Source organism: Phytomonospora sp. NPDC050363, from assembly GCF_040655735.1.
Taxonomy (GTDB): Bacteria; Actinomycetota; Actinomycetes; order Mycobacteriales; family Micromonosporaceae; genus Phytomonospora.
In genome coordinates this window covers 14,495-30,931 of sequence record NZ_JBFAKK010000029.1, presented here as the reverse complement: position 1 = coordinate 30,931, position 16,437 = coordinate 14,495, and the positions used below count along the sequence as shown (strand labels likewise).

The window sequence follows — 16,437 nt, the reverse complement described above, 5'->3', positions numbered from 1 at the left end:
TGAGTATTGTGTTGTTAGTCAAACGAAAATAATCGTTTTACTGGCAATTAAGGGGCTGTGATATTCGAATATCACAGCCTTTTTTGTATCATTTAGCGAGTAAAAAATTACCCAAATTACTGAGAATTCCCAACGGTTTATTTTGAGGGCGAAAAATAAAGTATTGCCGCTTATTTCCTTCTAATGCAGCAATATATTCACCTTTAACGCCAATAATATTGCATCGACTCTTATTGGCTAGATACTGGGCATAAGAAAATCTGCCGCCATTTGCGGTGTATGATTGGCGAAGTTGGTAGGCATTCGCCCATTCTTTTTTTATGAGTTCATTCCGTGCTTTGTGGGGGAGGTTATATGTTGGTTGATTATATTTTTTTGTTTTTTCTGTTTCTTGACGGATAGAAAGAATTACTAAGTGATTATGAATTTTACGCAATTGTTGATTTAATTCTGAATCCATACCCCGCCCAATCGTGCAGGGACGTCGTATAAAATGCGAGAAAAGCGAAGCTATATTCATCTTCATTCCTATATTTACGAGATAGAGAGAAAATAAGAATAGCTTTTAATCAGAAGGGAAAATTGTATAAAGTGATACCAAGGATGGAATAGCCACCTGATAAAATAGGCTGTCTAGGTTTTCGAGCAACAGCATAATCTACACGTCATTTAGCTTTTATATTTGGGAGTGGTGCTTTATGCTCGACCAAACAGGGTATAACCTAGCGCGCTGATAAAGGCGATAAATGGCGGTTGTGGCCTAAATAATTTTTTTTTGGAAAAGGTGCTGTTGAGTTTATCATCCATTGCCAAAATATTTTCACCACTTTTATTTGCTAACTGCTGAGCAAGGGAAAAAAAACTACCTTTCATACAGTTATCTCGAGTAAATTTGAAGGCAGCATTGCACTCATCTCGATAAATTCTTCTTTCTTCATTTCTATACTCTTTGAGCACTATAACATCCGAATACTTGTGAATTAATTGGGTGCTAACACAACTATTTCCTATATTTTTTTGATTTTTAATACGATGATTTTTAATGTTATTTAAGATGTGATTGAGCTCAACTTGGCTTATCTTGCTATGTTGAGCAGTGTGACAATCAGAGGAAACTACATTATTTTTAGTTTGCATTTTAGTTCTCAATGTATGAATTAATAGCCTAAAAGATTACCGAGAACTTGAAAAAATTGATTTTAAAAATAAATAGAAAAATTATTAAAAACAGCCTGAATATTCAGGCTGTTGTTGCAATTAACGTGAGAACTCGGGTAAATCCGCGTTTTAGGGTAGGGGTATAGCTCGCCATTGCCTGTAAAGCGTCGACGGTACCCTTTCAATGTTTTCCATACGCATGGTTAGATGAGAGGGATGCGACCAGGTCATTGACGCCAATAGTTAACTTACTAAATTTGCTGCTATCCTTGCGCGTCATCACCACAAATACCCCAATATTTTGTTGTGGAATCATTGCCATATAGGTATTAAACCCACCACCACCACCTGTTTTTTGGTAAATGCCAGGAATGCCATTATTCGGTTTCATATACACCCAACCAAGGCCTAACCCATCAGCATGACCCGCAACATCCATTCCTTTAATTTCTAACAGCTTTTCACGAGGGAAATAAATACCCTGTTCTCGCGCAGCTGTAGCTTTACGCAGGTTAGTATCAGTGGATAAAAACTGTTGCATCCACTTTTGCATATCCGCAGGGGTTGAGTACACACCGCCACTGCCAGCCGCCGCAAGGGTGTTATGACAAGGACTTGGTTTAGTCCCTTCCATTAAACGGGCGCATTGCGCATTACTTGGGGTATAGGTGGTTTCTGTCATTTTTGCAGGTGAGGTGACATAGTGGCTAAATAATTGCGGGTATGGCTGTCCAGTGGCTTTTATCATCGCGTCAGCTAATAAGTCGTAAGCAAGGTTGGAATAGGAGGCTTCTGTTCCTGGTGTTGCATCTAACTTGCCTGTTTTTAGCCATGTCCAGCGGTTATCCTGTGTAGGCCAAATAAAAACGGGGCGGCCCCACTTCCCACCTGGTTGTTCACGCGGCAAACCACTGGTGTGGCTAGCAAGATGATATAAGCGAATTGGCTGCCCACTGGCGTTATCAGGCACGGTAACACCTTGATAAGCATACTGTTGTAATGGATCTGTAATTAGCAGTTTTTTGTCTTGTTCAAGCTTAATTAATATTTCGCTTGTCATTAATTTGGTAATTGATGCTATGCGAATTAATGAATTTGGGCTGGGTTTTTTTCCATTACCCGGTGCAGTTTCCCCATAATAACGAGATAACGTTTGGTTATTATCGATAACAATAATCGCCATACCTCGCGCATCACTTTCATTAAAAATACGATTAGCATATAAATCGACAATCTTAGCGACGCGCTCGTAAGTCCTTCTATCTCCCTCAAAAACCTGCCAATCTGAGGATTCAACATCATTACCTTGCAAAAACTTAGGTGTTTTCTCTGTCTTGGTTGAACATGCCATTAAAGCAAGGGACAACGCAGATACAGACAGAATTTTTAGAAATGATTTCTTCATGTTTCCGCCCCTGGACCCGGACCTGCGCCTGGGTTGCGGGCCGTGGTGGGAGACGGAGTCTCCCCCCAGCCGCGAGCGCAGCGAGCAACCAAGAGGGACGGCCGCCCCGGTCCGGCGGCCGTCCCTGTTCTATCCCAGTGCTGTCCCTGTTTGGGTCCCTGTCGGGTCCCTGTTCGGGTCCTTGTCTAGCCCTTGCTCTCTTCGCCTACCGCGTTATGGAAGCGCGGGGTAGGCATTCGCCAGCAGCTGCTGGAACTGCGCCGAGAACCAGTGCCCGGACAGCGGTGCGCCGCCCAGGGCGCCGGACATGTTGTTGCCGTTGCGCGGGTTGCCGGTGTACGTCGGGTCGCACATCCGGTCGAAGCCCTTGCCCTCGTCGTTCGGGATCTCGGTGCTCGAACCGTCCGACTCGCCCGGCGGCTTGATCCACACGTAGGCGTCGATCCCGGCGGCGGGCGCGGCGGTCGGGCGCTCACCGATACCGGCGTTGCTCTGGTTGCACCAGTTGCCGAGGTGGATGCGGCGATCGAAGCGGCCACCGTCGACGTAGGCGTCCACACTGGTCTGCGGACCCGGACCGGTCGGGCGCTGCGACCCGCCCCAGCCGTTGCGTCCGGTGTCGATCAGCATGCCGATGTTGCTGTTGAAGCCCGAGGTCACCAGCTGCTGCCGGAAGGCCTGGGCGAAGGTCTGCTCGTCGACATAGCGGTTCCAGTCGATCCACTTCGAGGTGCGCACCGTGGCGCCGTTCACCGAGTCGTTGATCGTGTAGTACTGCTCCTTGAGCACGCCGTAGTTGGCCGTGTTGGCGATGAAGCCGTGCACGTTGGCGGCCGTGGAGCCCGACGCGTTCGCGGCGGTGTACATCAGGTTCGCCGTCGGCGCGAAGTTGTCGTCCCAGCCGATCCAGCCGTGGTGGCCGGCGTCGATGTAGTTGTACACGTTCGGGACCGCACCGAGCTTGGCCAGCGCGTAACCGACACCGTTGACGTAGTTCCCGTTGGCCTTCATGACGTCGCACTGGGGCGTCATCGTCGGGCGGCCGGAGACGTTGGTGATCAGGTTCGGCAGCGAGTCGATCTCGATGACCGTCACGATCCGCAGGTTCGCGTACGCCGGGCGGGCCAGGATCGCCGCGATCGGGTCGATGTACTCGGTCTTGTAGCGGCCGAGCTCTGTCGGGCCGAGCTCACCGTTGGAGGCGAGCGCGGCGCAGTCGCGGCCCGGGAGGTTGTAGATCACGAGCTGGATGAGCTGCGCGTTCTGCTCGACGGCCTCATCGAGGTGGTCGGCGAGGCTGAAGCCCCGGTCGGTGCCCTCGATGGCGGCGATGCGGTCGAGCCACACGCCGGTCGGCTGGTTGGAGATCTTCGTGCCGTTCGGCTCGGCGGCCGCTTTGGCCGACCATTCCGGGTTCACGTAGACCTTCGCGCCCAGGTAGGGGTTGTCCACGCGGCCAGGGCCGCCGACGCCCTGCACGGTGACCGCGACGGCCGCCGAGGTCGTGCGGGCACCGTCGTCGTCGACCGCGACAGCGGTCAGCGAGTAACTGCCGGCGGGAACGTTCGCCCAGCTGTAGGCGTACGGCGCGCTGGTGTCGGTGCTCAGGAGCGTCCCGTTCGAGCGGAACTCCACCGACGCCACGGTGCCGTCGGAGTCGGAGGCGCTCGCGGCCAGCGGGATCGTCGCCGGAGCCTGGTAGGTGCTCGACGGCGGCGGGGTCAGGCTGACGGCGGGGGCGTTGTTGCCGCCGCCGGGCCCACCGTTGCAGGCGACGCCGTTGACGGTGAACGCGGTGGGAACCGCGTTGGTGCCGGAGTAGTTGGCGTTGAAGCCGATCGACTGGGTGCCCAGGGTGCGGTTCCAGTCGAGGTTGGTCGCGGTCACGGCTTTGCCGGACTGCTGCCAGTTCGCGCTCCACCCGTTGGTGATCGTCTGGTTGCCGGCGAAGGAGAAGCCGAGGGTCCAGCCGTTGGCGGCGTCACCGGTGTTGGTGATGCCGATGGTCGCGCTGAAGCCGCTGCCCCAGTCGTTGACCCGGTAGTCGACCGCGCAGACGACGGCGGCCTGGGCGGGGGTGGCTACGACGAGTGCGCTCGCGAGGCCGGTGAGCGCTGCCGCGGCAAGGGCGGTGCGTGGGAGGAGGCGACGAAATGGACGGTGAGATAACAGCTTTCGTAACATGCCGGTTCCTTCGGGTCGGGCTTGTCGGCCTGAGCTGTGGGAGCGCTCCCACAGACAGTGTGGCAGAGGTTTCCCGGATGTCAACAGGCTGTTTCCGTCCGACTTCGTTCCATGAGAATGGCGTGGCCGACGCAACCGCAGGTCATCATGGGAGCGCTCCCACTTAGTTGAAGGGTCCCGAAAAGCCGAAACTCGCCCTATGGTGTCGCCATGAACTCCACGCCTCTGACCGCTCCCCGGTACGACGCGATCATCGTCGGCGGCGGGCATAACGGCCTCGTCGCGGCCGCGTACCTGGCCCGCGCCGGCCGCAGCGTGGCCGTGCTGGAGCGGCGCGCGGCGACCGGCGGCGCGGCGGTGTCGGCGCGCGTCTTCGAGGGCGTCGACGCGCGCCTGTCGAAGTACGCCTACCTGGTCAGCCTCTTCCCCGACTTCATCGCCGCCGACCTCGGCGTCGACCTGCGCCTGCACCGCCGCCGCATCTCGTCGTACACGCCCGTCCCCGGCGGGGACCTCGGCCTGCTCGTCGACACCGGCGACGCCCGCGCGACCGCCGAGAGCATGGCGCGCGTGACCGGCGACGCCGACGCCCACAAGGGCTGGGACGCCTTCTACGGCCTGGCCTCCTCCCTTGCCGAGACCGTCTTCCCGACCCTCACCGAGCCCCTCCGCGGCCGCGACGGGCTGCGGGAACTCGTCGACGACGACGCGGCCTGGAACGCCGTCTTCGAGCGCCCGCTGTCGGAGGCGATCGAGGCCCACATCGCCGACGACCTGCTCCGGGGCGTGGTGCTCACCGACGGCCTCATCGGCACCTTCGCCTCGGCCGGCTCGGCGGGCCTTGCCCAGAACCGCTGCTTCCTCTACCACGTCATCGGCCGCGGGACGGGCGCCTGGGACGTGCCGATCGGCGGGATGGGCGCGGTCACCGGGCAGCTCGCCGAGCGCGCCCGCCTCTTCGGCGCCGAGATCCTCGAAGGCGCCGAGGTCACCGGCGTCGAGACCGACGGCCGCGACGCGCTCGTCCGCTACATCGCCGGCGGCGAGGAGCACACCGTCGACGGCGCTGCGGTGCTCGTCAACGCCGCCCCGCCCGAGCTGGCGAGACTGCTCGGCGAGGACCCCGGCTGGTCGGCCGCCGACGGAGGCGCGCAGCTGAAGGTCAACATGCTCCTGCGCCGGTTGCCGCGACTGCGCGACGCGTCGGTGCGCCCCGAGGACGCCTTCGCCGGCACCTTCCACGTCAACGAGACCTACACGCAGCTGGAGGCCGCCTACCGCCAGGCCGTCGACGAGCGCGTGCCGACGCTGCCGCCCTGCGAGATCTACTGCCACTCGCTGTCCGACCCGACGATCCTCGGGCCCGAGCTGCGCGAGTCGGGCGCCCACACGCTCACCCTCTTCGGCCTGCACATGCCGCACACCCTCTTCGCCGGCGGCGGCGAACAGGTCAAGGAGGCGGCGCTGGAGGCGACGATCAGATCGCTGAACAACGTCCTGGCCGAACCGATCGAAGACGTCCTCTACACCGGACCCGACGGGCGGCCCTGCATCGAGGCGCACTCGACCGTCGACCTCGAACGGGAACTGCGCCTGCCCGGCGGCAACATCTTCCACCGGCCGCTGAGCTGGCCCTTCGCCGAGAACGACGGCGAGCTCGGTCGCTGGGGCGTGGAGACCGGCCACGTGAACGTGTTCCTGTGCGGGGCGGGCGCGCGGCGCGGCGGCGGAGTGTCGGGAGTCCCGGGGCACAACGCGGCGATGGCGGCGCTGGAGCTGCTCGCCTGACCGGGCCGGATGCGCGCCCAATTGGCCTGGTCGCGACGATCACGCGGGCGTAGGCTCCGCGCGGATCCGCCCTCGCCCTCCAGGAGCCCCCTTGACCACCCCGCCCTTGCGAACCTGGCTGCCCGCCTTCGTCGTCCTCGCCCTCGTGTGGGGCAACAGCTTCCTGTTCATCAAGATCGCCGTCGCCGACGTGCACCCCGTGCAGCTCGCCTTCACCCGCATCGCCGTCGGCGCGCTGACGCTGCTGGCCGTACTGGCGCTGACGAAGGACCGCGTCCCGCGCGACCCGAAGCTGTGGGCCCACCTGTTCATCGCCTCGACGGTGATGACCACGATCCCCTTCGTCCTGTTCGGCTACGGCGAGATGCACGTGTCCTCGGTCGAGGCCGCGATCTGGAACGCCACGACACCGCTGTGCACGCTGCTGTTCACCATCGCGCTGCTCAAGTCCGAGCGGCCGACCCTGCCGCGCATCGCCGGGCTCGTCCTCGGCTTCCTCGGCGTGATGCTCGTCCTGGGCGTGTGGCGGCCCATGGACGGCGGCGCCCTCGGCGGCAGCCTCGCCTGCTTCGGCGCCGCGGCCTGCTACGGCCTGGGCGGCGTCTACATGCGACGCTTCCTGTCCGACCGCGCCGAGAGCGGCACCTCGCTGGCCTTCGGGCAGCTCACGTCGAGCACCGTCCAGCTGCTCATCGTCGCGCCCCTCATGGGGCTCACGCCCATCGCCGTCGAAGGCGTCCCCGGCAAGGCGTGGGCCTCGCTGCTCGTCCTCGGCGCGCTCGGCACGGGCCTTGCCTACGTCCTGATGTACAAGACGATGCGGATCGTCGGCGTCACGACGATGTCGACGGTCACCTACCTGCTCCCCGTCGTGGCCGTCGTCGCCGGAGTCGCCGTGCTCGGCGAGCACATCACCTGGAACCAGCCCGCCGGCGCGGTCCTCGTGCTCGCCGCGATCGCGCTGACGCAGGGTCGGCTGATCCCGAAACGCAGGCGGGTCGAGGTCACCAGCGGCTGAGGGCCGCCCGCAGGTCGCCGACACCGGTGAACGTGTGGGTCCGCCAGCCCAGCTGCCGCGCGGCCTTGGTGTTGTCGGGGTTGTCGTCGACGAAGAAGATCTCGTCGGCCGAGGCCTCCGCCTCCTCGGCCAGCGCGGCCGCGACGGCCTCGAAGGCCTCCGGCTGCGGCTTGCGCAGCCCGAGCCGGCAGGCGAAGAAGCGGCGCGGGAAGAGCGCGGCGAGTTCGCCGAAGCGCTCGTCGAAGTAGTCGGCGAACAGGGGGCCGTTGTTGGAGAAGATCGCCAGTGGCAGGCCCTGCTCGGTGAGCGCCGAGACGACCGCGGGGTCGACGGTGAAGGCGCTGGTCCACAGTCGGCTGATCTCGGCGACCTCGCCGGTGAGGCCGACGTTGGCGCGCAGCCAGTCGCAGGCGCCGGCGGCGGTGTAGTGCCCGGCCTCGCAGTCGGCTTCGAAGCCGGACACGAAGATCTTGTCGTGCAGCTCGTTCTCGCCGAGCCCGGTGCGCTCGGCGAGGGCGGCCAGGCGCGGCTTCGGGTCGAAACGGCACAGCACGCCGCCGATGTCGGCGACGACGACCCGCACGGTCGTGACGGTCATGGGGCTTCCTCCCGCAGTGTCTCGGCCGCCTCGCGCACGGCGGCCGGGATGCGCGCCAGGTGCGCCGGCCCGGTGTCGCGGTTGAGGACGCACGTTCGCAGCACCGGGCGCCCGTCCAGCACGGTCCCGGTCAAGAACACCGTGCCCGAGGTCTGCGTCCGGGCCGGGATGCGGCGGTTCAGTTCGTCGACCTCAGGCTGCGACATACCCGCCGGCTCGTGGCGGAAACACACCACCGACAGGCCGGGTTCGGCCGCGACGGTGAAGTCGGGGAGGGCGGTCAGGGTCGCGGCGAGTTCCCGGGCCTGGCGGCGGTGGCGGACGACGAGTTCGGTGAGGCCGTCGCGGCCCATGGCGCGCAGGGTCATCCACGCAGGGAGGGCGCGGAAGGGGCGGCTCTGCTCGAAGCCGAGCTCGGCCAGCCAGGTGCCGCCGCCGAAGCCCTCGCCGGGCGCGTTGCGCAGATAGGGCGCAACGGCGCTGAAGGTCGCGCGGAGGATGTCGGGGTCGGCGACCAGGACCGCCCCGCAGCCGACGGGCACGCCCGGCCACTTGTGCGGGTCGAGGGCGAGGGAGTCGGCGCGTTCGAGGCCGCGGTAGGCCTCGGCGAGTTCGGGGTCGAGGCGGCCGAAGGCACCGTAGGCGCCGTCGACGTGGAGCCACAGGCCCTCCTCGGCGCACAGGTCGGCGAGCTCGTCGAGGGGGTCGATCAGGCCGGTGTTGACCGTGCCGGCGCTGGCCGCGACCGCGAAGGGCCGCAGCCCCGCGGCCCGGTCGGCGCGGACGGCGGCGCGCAGCGCGACGATGTCGAAGCGGCCCTCGCCGGGGATGACACGTACCCCGCCGAGGCCGAGGAGTTCGGCCGACTTGCGCACGCACGAGTGCGTCTCGCCCGAGGCGTAGGCGACCAGCGCGGGACGGCCGGCGAGGCCCTCGGCGCGGTCGTCCCAGCCGTCGGCGAGCGCGGCGGCGTGGCGCGCGGCGGCCAGGGCGGTCAGTGAGGCCGTCGAACCGCCGCTGACCAGCAGGCCCGCGCCGGCGGGGTAGCCGACGAGGTCGGCGAGCTGGGAGACGACGCCGTACTCCAGGTGCACCCCGGACTGGTCGCCGCCGGCGACGCTCGGGCCCATCGCGGCGGCCGCGAACTCGCCCAGCACCCCCGCGGGGTGGGGGGAGGAGTTGACCCAGCCGAAGAAGGCGGGGTGACCGTTGCCCATGGGGTGTGGCATGACGCGCGCGGCGAATTCGGCGGCGAGGGCCTCGGGGCCCGTGGGCGCGTCGGGGAGGCGGTCGGTGCGCAGGGCCGTGCGCTCGGCCTCGGGCACGGGTTGCCAGACAGGGCCGTCGGGGAGGGTCTTGAGGCGGTCGGCGAGCAGGTCGACGAGGTGGTGTCCGGCGCGGCGGAACTCGTCGGGGTCCCAGGAGTGGATCACCGGGCCAGTGTGGCTCCGGGTTGTTGCGCGGAGGTTTCGAAACGGCGCAGGAAGGCCGGGAGCGGGAGCTTCTCCCATGGGATCCGGAACACGATGCGCTCGATGAGGATGCCCAGGGCGATGCCGGCGAGGGCCTCACTGAACCAGTGGAAGGCGAGGTAGGACATCGACCAGGCGACCAGGACCGGCGGCGCGACGCGGATGAGGGTCTTGTAGCGGGCGAGGGCCGGGAAGAGCGGTGTGAGGAAGGCGACGAGCAGGGCGTACCAGATGATCGTGTTGACGGCGTGGCCGGAGGGGAAGGACTCCTCGGCGGGGTTGGTGAAGAGCAGGGCGCCCTGCGCGTCGGGGTAGGGCGGGCCGAACTCGTTGGGGCCGAACTCGTAGTAGTGCGGCGCGACCCGGTCGGTCCAGAGCTTGAGGGGGCCGATGACGGCGCCGACGGCGAAGTACGTCGCGAAGAAGACCAGGAGCGGGCGGATGCTGCGCCACCGGCGGGCCAGGAGGATCGCGGCGATGAGGGTGATGACCGCCAGCGGGGTGCCCTGGCCGAGGAAGTTGACGACGCGGGCGACGGCGTAGGCCCACTGCGGGCGGTGGGCGTCGGCGAAGTCGCGGACGGCGATGTCGAGGTGGATCGCGACGGTGACGCGGGTGAGGGCGAAGGTGAGGGCGAGGACGAAGGCGAGGACCAGGACGTCGATCCACCACCGGCGGGGGCGGGGGGCGAGCGGGGGGATGGGGGTGGGGTCGGGGTTGGGGTCCTGGGCCATGGAGGCATCTTCTCACTTGGTCAGGTCGGCTGGGTTCTGCGTCGGGAGCGCAGGCGGCGCAGGTCGAAGTAGACCGCGACGCCGAGGCCGGCGAGTGGGAGTCTTCGCCGGGCCCGGGCGATGGCGTGGGGAGGCATCGCGGGCGGAGCCGGGCTCCATGCCAGCGCGGCGAGGTGAGGGAGAGGGGTGGGGCGTGAAGCCTCGCACGGGCGGGTTGCTCAGGACGGCGGGCGGCGGAGGTGGCGAGGGTGGCGCCAGGGCGGGGGCGTGCTGGGTGCCCGCCAGGGCTCGGCTGGCGGGAAACGCCGGTGGATGAGGGCGAGCAACTGGTCGACGTCGGCGGGCCGCTCGGCGGGGTTCTCGCGGGTCGCCGCCTCGACGACCGGCCGCCACGGCCCGCCCTCGGGAAGGAGCGGTCTGTTCGCCTGCGGGGCGCGGTTGGTCAGCGCCCAGCCGATGATCTGGCCGTTTCAAATCGCGGTGCACCCAGCCTTCCCGGTGGGGGATACGCAAGGCGACGCAGAGGGCGGTGACGAGTTCCCGCAAACGGACGGGGCTCGCTGAATTCCGCGTGGACGGCTTCGGCGGTGCACTCGGCCAGTGGCATGACGAACCAGCTGTAGGTCCGGCTCGAGTCCAGGACCGGCATGACGTTCGGATGGTCACCGAATAGTCTCGCGGCCTCGATCTCCCGGCGGGCGCGCTGCTTCGCTTGCGGCAGATCACTGGTCATCGCCTTGAAGGCGACGCCGGTGCCGCGCCCTATCGTCTTTGCATCGATCCGGTAGTCCCCTTTACGGCCCATGGAGCTGAGCGAGATCACCTCACCCCGGGAAACATCCATCTGCCGGAAGCCTGCCGGCGCTGGAAGACGGAGTTCGAAGAGAACGGGACGAATCGGCGAATCCGGCGCCTGACGGAGATCCGCGAGGATCGTGATCACCTCGGGACCCGCGACCACGCCATGCACCGCGAAGGCGGCGAACTCGACGATCTCCTCGGCGCCACGCAACTCCGGATCACAACGCACGACCCGTGCGCGTCGCTCGTTCAGGTCGGTGAGGACCAGAAGCAGATCGCCCGAAGACAACGCGACCGCGTGAACAGGGTTGTGCCCGGGGGTCGGCTTCCACGACTCTTCCGGCACCCGGGTGGTGACGGCGAGATCGACGACCGCGCAATGCCCGTCGGCGACCAGGAAGAACCGGCGCTCGCCGAGCCAGACGCATGAGCGCAACCTCGCATCGAAGTCGATGGTGAAGGACGCAGGTCCATCGAACATGGTGGAGCCGATGAGGTCGAAGCGATGAGAAGGTCGGCCATCGACCTGTTCGAGGGTGGTGAACGCCCAGGTCTCGCCGTTTCGGCCCTTGAGGAGCGTCGTCTCACCCGGCCCGACATGACCTACCGGCGTTACCTTTCCGGCGTGTACCCGGATGATCCCCTCGTTGTGCTTGAGCAGAACCGCCGGCCCGTCGACCAACGGTGCCCCACTACAGTCCGGAACCCCGGTGGTCCACGTGGTTCGCGGACGGCGGCGGTCGACCTCGAAGACACCTTTTCCGTCGTTCACGAGGAGGCGTCCGTCGCTGCCGAGACCCATGCCCTTCGGCTCGGCCCAAGCCCGGTCGCCGCGTAGAACGGCTCTCAGCGCGGTTTCGGGTGCCTTCACGTCCGGACTCGGTATCGGGTCTTGGTGAAGGTGCGCCCAGGTCAGCCGAGGGGGCGGCGAAGACGGTGACGTGCCCAGCAGTTCGGCCAACGACGAGTGGCTTCGGCCGTCGATGACCAGGCCCTCCACCGCCCGCTCCAGCAGCACGGCCGCGGACATGACACCACAGAGAACCGCCTCAAGATGGACCTCATCAAGCAGAAGCGCCTCCCCCCGGGCGGCATCCAGTGCAGCCAAGGTGAACCCGGGTATCGACAGGAGGACGCGTCGGACGTCGGCGTCCCCCGGCCGATCCGAGGGCCGCCCGGAGTCCAGCTTCGCCGCCGGCCATCGAAGCTCCAGCAGGTGATGCCGGTCGCCGAGCTTGAAGGTCACCGTCGGTTGGGCGGCCTGACCCACCTGCCGCGCCGTCACGTTCTCCAGCCCGAGAAGGGCGATGACGAGCCCGGCGAGTCGTTCGGTTCGCCGGGCTTCGCCGGTATCGGCGGCGCGCAGGTCCGCGTATTCCGAGATGAGTTCCAGCCGCGTTCTCGGCCCCTCGGGCATAGGCCACCACCCCGCTCGCTGCGATCAGTGCCGACAGCATGCCTGCGGGAACTCCACCGGTCCTAGCGCGCGGGGGCCGACGATCGGGACGCGCTCGTGGCGCTCGGAGGCACCGCCGGCGGCCCGCCGAGGCAACCCCTCACTGCGCCCAAGGCGGCTGCACGACGGAGCCGTTCACGCTCGCCGTCGTCCCCGGCCGGGCGCAGACGGTGAGGACGGCGGGGGTGTCGCCGGTGTTGCCGAGGCGGAAGTCGACGTCGGGCTTGGTCACGAAGGCGTCGCCGGGCCTGAGGGCGTGGGTCCGGCCTTCGGTCTCGGCGGTCACTTCACCGCTGACCAGCACGAACACCTCCTCCGCGCTGACGGAGTGGGGGAGGCCGGCGGCGCCGGGGTCGAGGGTGAGGGTCCAGACGGCGAGGTCGGTGGTGCCGCGGGTGGGGGTGGCGAGGTTGCGGCCGACGGTTCCGCCGATGCGGTGGCTGGGGGCGTCGGAGATGGCGAGATGCAAGGCGAACTCCAAAGTAGTCAAGTAGCTTGTCTTTCGATAAAGTACAGCTACTTGACTACTTTGACAAGTCTGGAGCTCGGCATGGCATCCGGCGACATCCCCGGCCTGATGGGCCTGGCCTTCCGGTCGGTGATGGACACCGTCCACGAAAAGCTCGCCGAGCAGGGCTTCGGCGACGTCCGGCCCGCCCACGGCTACGTCTTCCAGCTCCTGTCGAACACGCACGGCTCGACGGCGGTGGAGATCGCCGCGCACCTGGGCATCACCAAGCAGGGTGCGACGCAGCTGCTCGCCGAACTGGAGGACCGCGGCTACGTGCGGCGGGGCCCGCACCCGACCGACCGGCGGGCGCGGATCGTCACGCTGACCGAGCGGGGGTGGGCGTGCGTCGCCGCAGTGGTGGCGGAGTGGCGTGCGATCGAGGAGGGCTGGGCGGCGCTGGTCGGTCGCGAGAACCTCGACGCGATGCACGCCGGCCTCGCGGCGATCGTCGGCGAGGCGTCGAAAAAGGGCCCCATCATGCTGCGTCCGCTCTGGTGAGAGGGCGTCTTGTCCCCTTGATCCAGATCGGTACCGCTCCCACAAGATCAAAGATCTTCACTGTGCAGTGATCTTCAAAGTGCACATGCATATTGCCGACCCGCTGTCAAGTCCCGATCATCGGGGCCGTACTGTCCACTTTGGAAACGAGGCATCCACGCCCATCCATCCGCGTGGATCCGCCCGGTTTTGTGACAGGTGGGGTGTGTTGACGGTCACCAGATCCCTATGTCAGGGAGTCATCCCGCACTCGGGATGACTCCCCAAGTGCGAGCCCCGCCGAGGGCCTAGACGTAGCGCTCCAGGATCGACGACTCCGCCAGCCGCGAAAGCCCTTCCCGGACCGACCTGGCCCGCGTGTCGCCCACGCCGTCGACGGCCTGAAGGTCCTCGACCGTCGCCGACAACAGCGCCTGCAGCCCACCGAAGTGCTCGACGATCCGGTCGACGACCGCGCCCGGCAGGCGCGGAACCTTCCCCAGCAGCCGGAAGCCGCGCGGGGAGACGGCCGTGTCGTAGGACTCGGCGGTCGTCGGGTAGCCCAGCGCGCGTGTCACCGCGCCGAGGTCGAGCAGCTCGGCCGGCGAGATGCCGTCGAGCGCCTCAAGGCCGATGGCGAGGTTCTTGCGGTCGAAACCGCCCGGCAGGTAGTCGCGGATGACCAGCGTGCGCTCCTCGTCGACACCGGCCAGCAGCTCGTCGAGCTGGAGCGCCAGCAGGCGCCCGTCGGTGCCGAGCTCGATCACGTAGCCCTCGATCTCGTCGGAGATCCGCCGCACCATCTCCAGGCGCTGGATCACCGTCATCGCGTCGCGCGTGGTGACCAGGTCCTCGATCTCCAGCGCCGACAGCGTCCCGGAGACCTCGTCGAAGCGCTGCTTGTAGCGCTCCAGCGTGGCAAGGGCCTGGTTGGCGCGCGACAGGATCGCCGCGGAGTCGTCGAGGACGTGCCGGCGGCCGTTGACGTAAAGGCCGATGATGCGCATCGACTGGCTCACCGAGATGACCGGGTAGCCGGTCTGCTTGGCGACGCGCTCGGCGGTGCGGTGCCGGGTCCCCGACTCCTCGCTGGGAATCGACGAGTCCGGCATGAGGTGCACGGCCGCGCGCACGATGCGCGTGCCGTCGTTGGTGAGGACGACCGCGCCGTCCATCTTGCAGAGTTCTCGCAGACGGGTCGCGGAGAACTCGACGTCGAGCGGGAAACCTCCGGTGCACATCGACTCGACCGTCCGGTCGTGGCCCAGCACGATCAGTCCGCCGGTGTTGCCGCGAAGGATCCGCTCCAACCCGTCGCGCAGCACGGTGCCCGGCGCCATCAGGGCCAGGGTCGCGCGCAATGGGTCGTCTCGGTCTATGGGCACTGGCAGCCTCCACTCCTGCGTAAACGCCCCCAGTCTACGTAAGGCGAGGTCGGGCTCCGCGTTATGGATCTTCAACGCCACCCCGCCGCTTGGGTAACGATTCAGTCACGCGGGACGATACGTGGAAGCGGCAGGGGGAACTGTCGTGCCGGGGTCTCGTACTCTCGTGGTCCGGTGAGGGAGGCGAGATGACGCGGGCGCGCGGGCGAGGCGAGGGCAGCCGGGTGCGCCTGCGCCGCCGTTTCCCGGCGCGGCACCTGTCGAAACTGCTGGGGTACCTGTTCGTCGCGGGCGTTGTGCTGATCGTCACGGCGCTGGTGTTCGGCGACGAGCCGGCCGTGCTCGACAACGGGGCGGGCAATCCCCTGTCGCACCTGACCGTGTTCGTCGGCGCGGCGCTCGGACTCGGCGCGGTGCCGTACGTGTACCGCCTGGTCAGGCTCCCGCGACTGGAGGTCAACCACTTCGGGCTGATCGTACGGCCCGGTGCGCTGCGGACGCTGGTGCTGCCGTGGGTGCACATCGAGCAGCTGGCCGGGTACACGGTCCAGGAGCGCCGGCACGCGAGGACGTATCTGCTGATCGCCTGCGACGGGCATCAGGGACGCCTCGGGGACCGGCCGGGGTACGGCGACCGGATCGTGTTCCGCGAGGCGATGCACGTCACCGGAGGGCTCGTCGGGGACTTCGACATGGCCGTGCGAATGAGGGACTTCGCCGACACTCCGTCGGCTCAGCTGGCGCAGGTGAGCGCGTACGCGCCGATGCACGTCGACGTGGTGGACCTCTCGGGTTGAGGGCGGCGCCGGGCCCGTCCGGCGCGATCGGCAGGACGGGCCCGGCGCCGGGTTCAGCGTTTGAGCGTGAAGGTGAAGTCGCCGGAGATCCGGGCGTTCAGCCGGATCGCCGCGACGATCTTCTGTTCGGCGATGAGCCGCTCGACCTCGGCGCGCGACAGGTCGCAGCCCTCGGCGATCAGCCGTGCCGGCCGGACCGGGATCCGCGCCGCGAAGCGCACCGACACGTCGAGCACCGGGAGGTGCCGGTGATCCGGCCCGCCGGTGTCGAGGCGCCAGGCGCCCTCCCAGTCGAGGGAGAAGCGGTTGCGGTGCTGCACGGCCGGGTCCTGAAGCAGTTCGGCTGTCAGGGAGGGGTCGTCGTGATGCAGCCTGTCGAGCAGGTCGGGGCGGATGGAGCGCACGGGGGTGCGTTCCATGACCGTGAGCTTCGCGGTCTGGTCGCAGGCGACGCAGAGCGCGAGGAGCCAGACGTCGAGGAGTTTGTGGTTGGCGTTGACGCGGAATTTACCGCTCGGCCGGAACCGCTCGGACCCGCACGCGTGGCAGCGGCGGCGGACGAGCGGAGGGCAGGAGGGTATGACCGTCCAGGTTTGGAGCACGAAGGGACACCGATTTCAGTGAGAAGTCCGCAGCGAGAAGCGGCGCGCGGC

General features: G+C 65.7%; 15 protein-coding genes. 4 read left to right on the top strand and 11 right to left on the bottom strand.

Translation table 11 applies throughout. The annotated features are described in order from the left end of the window. Positions 1–88: 88 nt before the first annotated feature. The 4 genes from AB0I28_RS38925 to AB0I28_RS38910 form a co-directional block, all read right to left on the bottom strand. Positions 89–460: a hypothetical protein gene (locus tag AB0I28_RS38925; protein WP_272681526.1), complete on the bottom strand. Its 372-nt coding sequence runs from the start codon at positions 458–460 to the stop codon at positions 89–91. Positions 461–696: 236 nt separating this feature from the next. After that, positions 697–1,137: a hypothetical protein gene (locus AB0I28_RS38920; protein ID WP_357501156.1), complete on the bottom strand. Its 441-nt coding sequence runs from the start codon at positions 1,135–1,137 to the stop codon at positions 697–699. Positions 1,138–1,339: 202 nt separating this feature from the next. Beyond that, complete coding sequence (gene ampH, locus AB0I28_RS38915; RefSeq protein ID WP_357501155.1) at positions 1,340–2,563, bottom strand: D-alanyl-D-alanine-carboxypeptidase/endopeptidase AmpH; 1,224 nt, start codon at positions 2,561–2,563, stop codon at positions 1,340–1,342. A gap of 213 nt (positions 2,564–2,776) precedes the next feature. Continuing rightward, on the bottom strand, positions 2,777–4,747 hold the full coding sequence (locus AB0I28_RS38910) for a glycoside hydrolase family 6 protein (RefSeq protein WP_357501154.1): 1,971 nt from the start codon (positions 4,745–4,747) through the stop codon (positions 2,777–2,779). 210 nt (positions 4,748–4,957) lie between these two features. On the opposite strand from AB0I28_RS38910, the gene AB0I28_RS38905 reads away from it, so the two are divergent. Next, positions 4,958–6,535, top strand: a complete 1,578-nt coding sequence (locus AB0I28_RS38905; protein WP_357501153.1) for an NAD(P)/FAD-dependent oxidoreductase — start codon at positions 4,958–4,960, stop codon at positions 6,533–6,535. A gap of 91 nt (positions 6,536–6,626) precedes the next feature. Next, complete coding sequence (locus tag AB0I28_RS38900) at positions 6,627–7,553, top strand: DMT family transporter (protein WP_357501152.1); 927 nt, start codon at positions 6,627–6,629, stop codon at positions 7,551–7,553. Here the strand turns inward: AB0I28_RS38900 and AB0I28_RS38895 are convergent. The 5 genes from AB0I28_RS38895 to AB0I28_RS38875 all read right to left on the bottom strand — a co-directional run bounded on the left by AB0I28_RS38895 (position 7,540) and on the right by AB0I28_RS38875 (position 13,104). Then, complete coding sequence (locus AB0I28_RS38895; RefSeq protein ID WP_357501151.1) at positions 7,540–8,151, bottom strand: HAD-IA family hydrolase; 612 nt, start codon at positions 8,149–8,151, stop codon at positions 7,540–7,542. The two genes, AB0I28_RS38900 and AB0I28_RS38895, sit on opposite strands and share 14 nt — an antisense overlap. Beyond that, a complete protein-coding gene (locus tag AB0I28_RS38890; RefSeq protein WP_357501150.1) occupies positions 8,148–9,584 on the bottom strand; it encodes a pyridoxal-dependent decarboxylase in 1,437 nt (478 codons plus the stop codon). The genes AB0I28_RS38895 and AB0I28_RS38890 overlap by 4 nt, the downstream gene beginning before the upstream one ends. Continuing rightward, a complete protein-coding gene (locus tag AB0I28_RS38885; protein WP_357501149.1) occupies positions 9,581–10,357 on the bottom strand; it encodes a phosphatase PAP2 family protein in 777 nt (258 codons plus the stop codon). The genes AB0I28_RS38890 and AB0I28_RS38885 overlap by 4 nt, the downstream gene beginning before the upstream one ends. Positions 10,358–10,799: 442 nt before the next feature. Next, positions 10,800–12,575 (bottom strand): hypothetical protein, encoded by a 1,776-nt coding sequence (locus AB0I28_RS38880; protein ID WP_357501148.1) that lies wholly within the window; start codon positions 12,573–12,575, stop codon positions 10,800–10,802. Between the two features lie 139 nt (positions 12,576–12,714). Then, on the bottom strand, positions 12,715–13,104 hold the full coding sequence (locus AB0I28_RS38875; RefSeq protein ID WP_357501147.1) for a cupin domain-containing protein: 390 nt from the start codon (positions 13,102–13,104) through the stop codon (positions 12,715–12,717). Positions 13,105–13,134: 30 nt separating this feature from the next. Here AB0I28_RS38875 and AB0I28_RS38870 point away from each other — a divergent pair, with 30 nt between their 5' ends. Then, positions 13,135–13,623 (top strand): MarR family winged helix-turn-helix transcriptional regulator, encoded by a 489-nt coding sequence (locus AB0I28_RS38870; protein WP_357501146.1) that lies wholly within the window; start codon positions 13,135–13,137, stop codon positions 13,621–13,623. 287 nt (positions 13,624–13,910) lie between these two features. Here the strand turns inward: AB0I28_RS38870 and disA are convergent, their stop codons facing one another. Next, positions 13,911–15,020: a DNA integrity scanning diadenylate cyclase DisA gene (gene disA / locus AB0I28_RS38865; RefSeq protein WP_357501159.1), complete on the bottom strand. Its 1,110-nt coding sequence runs from the start codon at positions 15,018–15,020 to the stop codon at positions 13,911–13,913. Between the two features lie 155 nt (positions 15,021–15,175). On the opposite strand from disA, the gene AB0I28_RS38860 reads away from it, so the two are divergent. Next, positions 15,176–15,784 carry a hypothetical protein gene (locus tag AB0I28_RS38860; protein ID WP_357501145.1) on the top strand — a complete coding sequence of 203 codons (609 nt, stop codon included), beginning with the start codon at positions 15,176–15,178 and terminating at the stop codon, positions 15,782–15,784. Between the two features lie 53 nt (positions 15,785–15,837). On the opposite strand, the gene AB0I28_RS38855 is transcribed toward AB0I28_RS38860, so the two are convergent. After that, positions 15,838–16,386, bottom strand: coding sequence for a DUF1062 domain-containing protein (locus AB0I28_RS38855; protein ID WP_357501144.1), 549 nt, complete (start codon positions 16,384–16,386; stop codon positions 15,838–15,840). Positions 16,387–16,437: the final 51 nt, after the last annotated feature.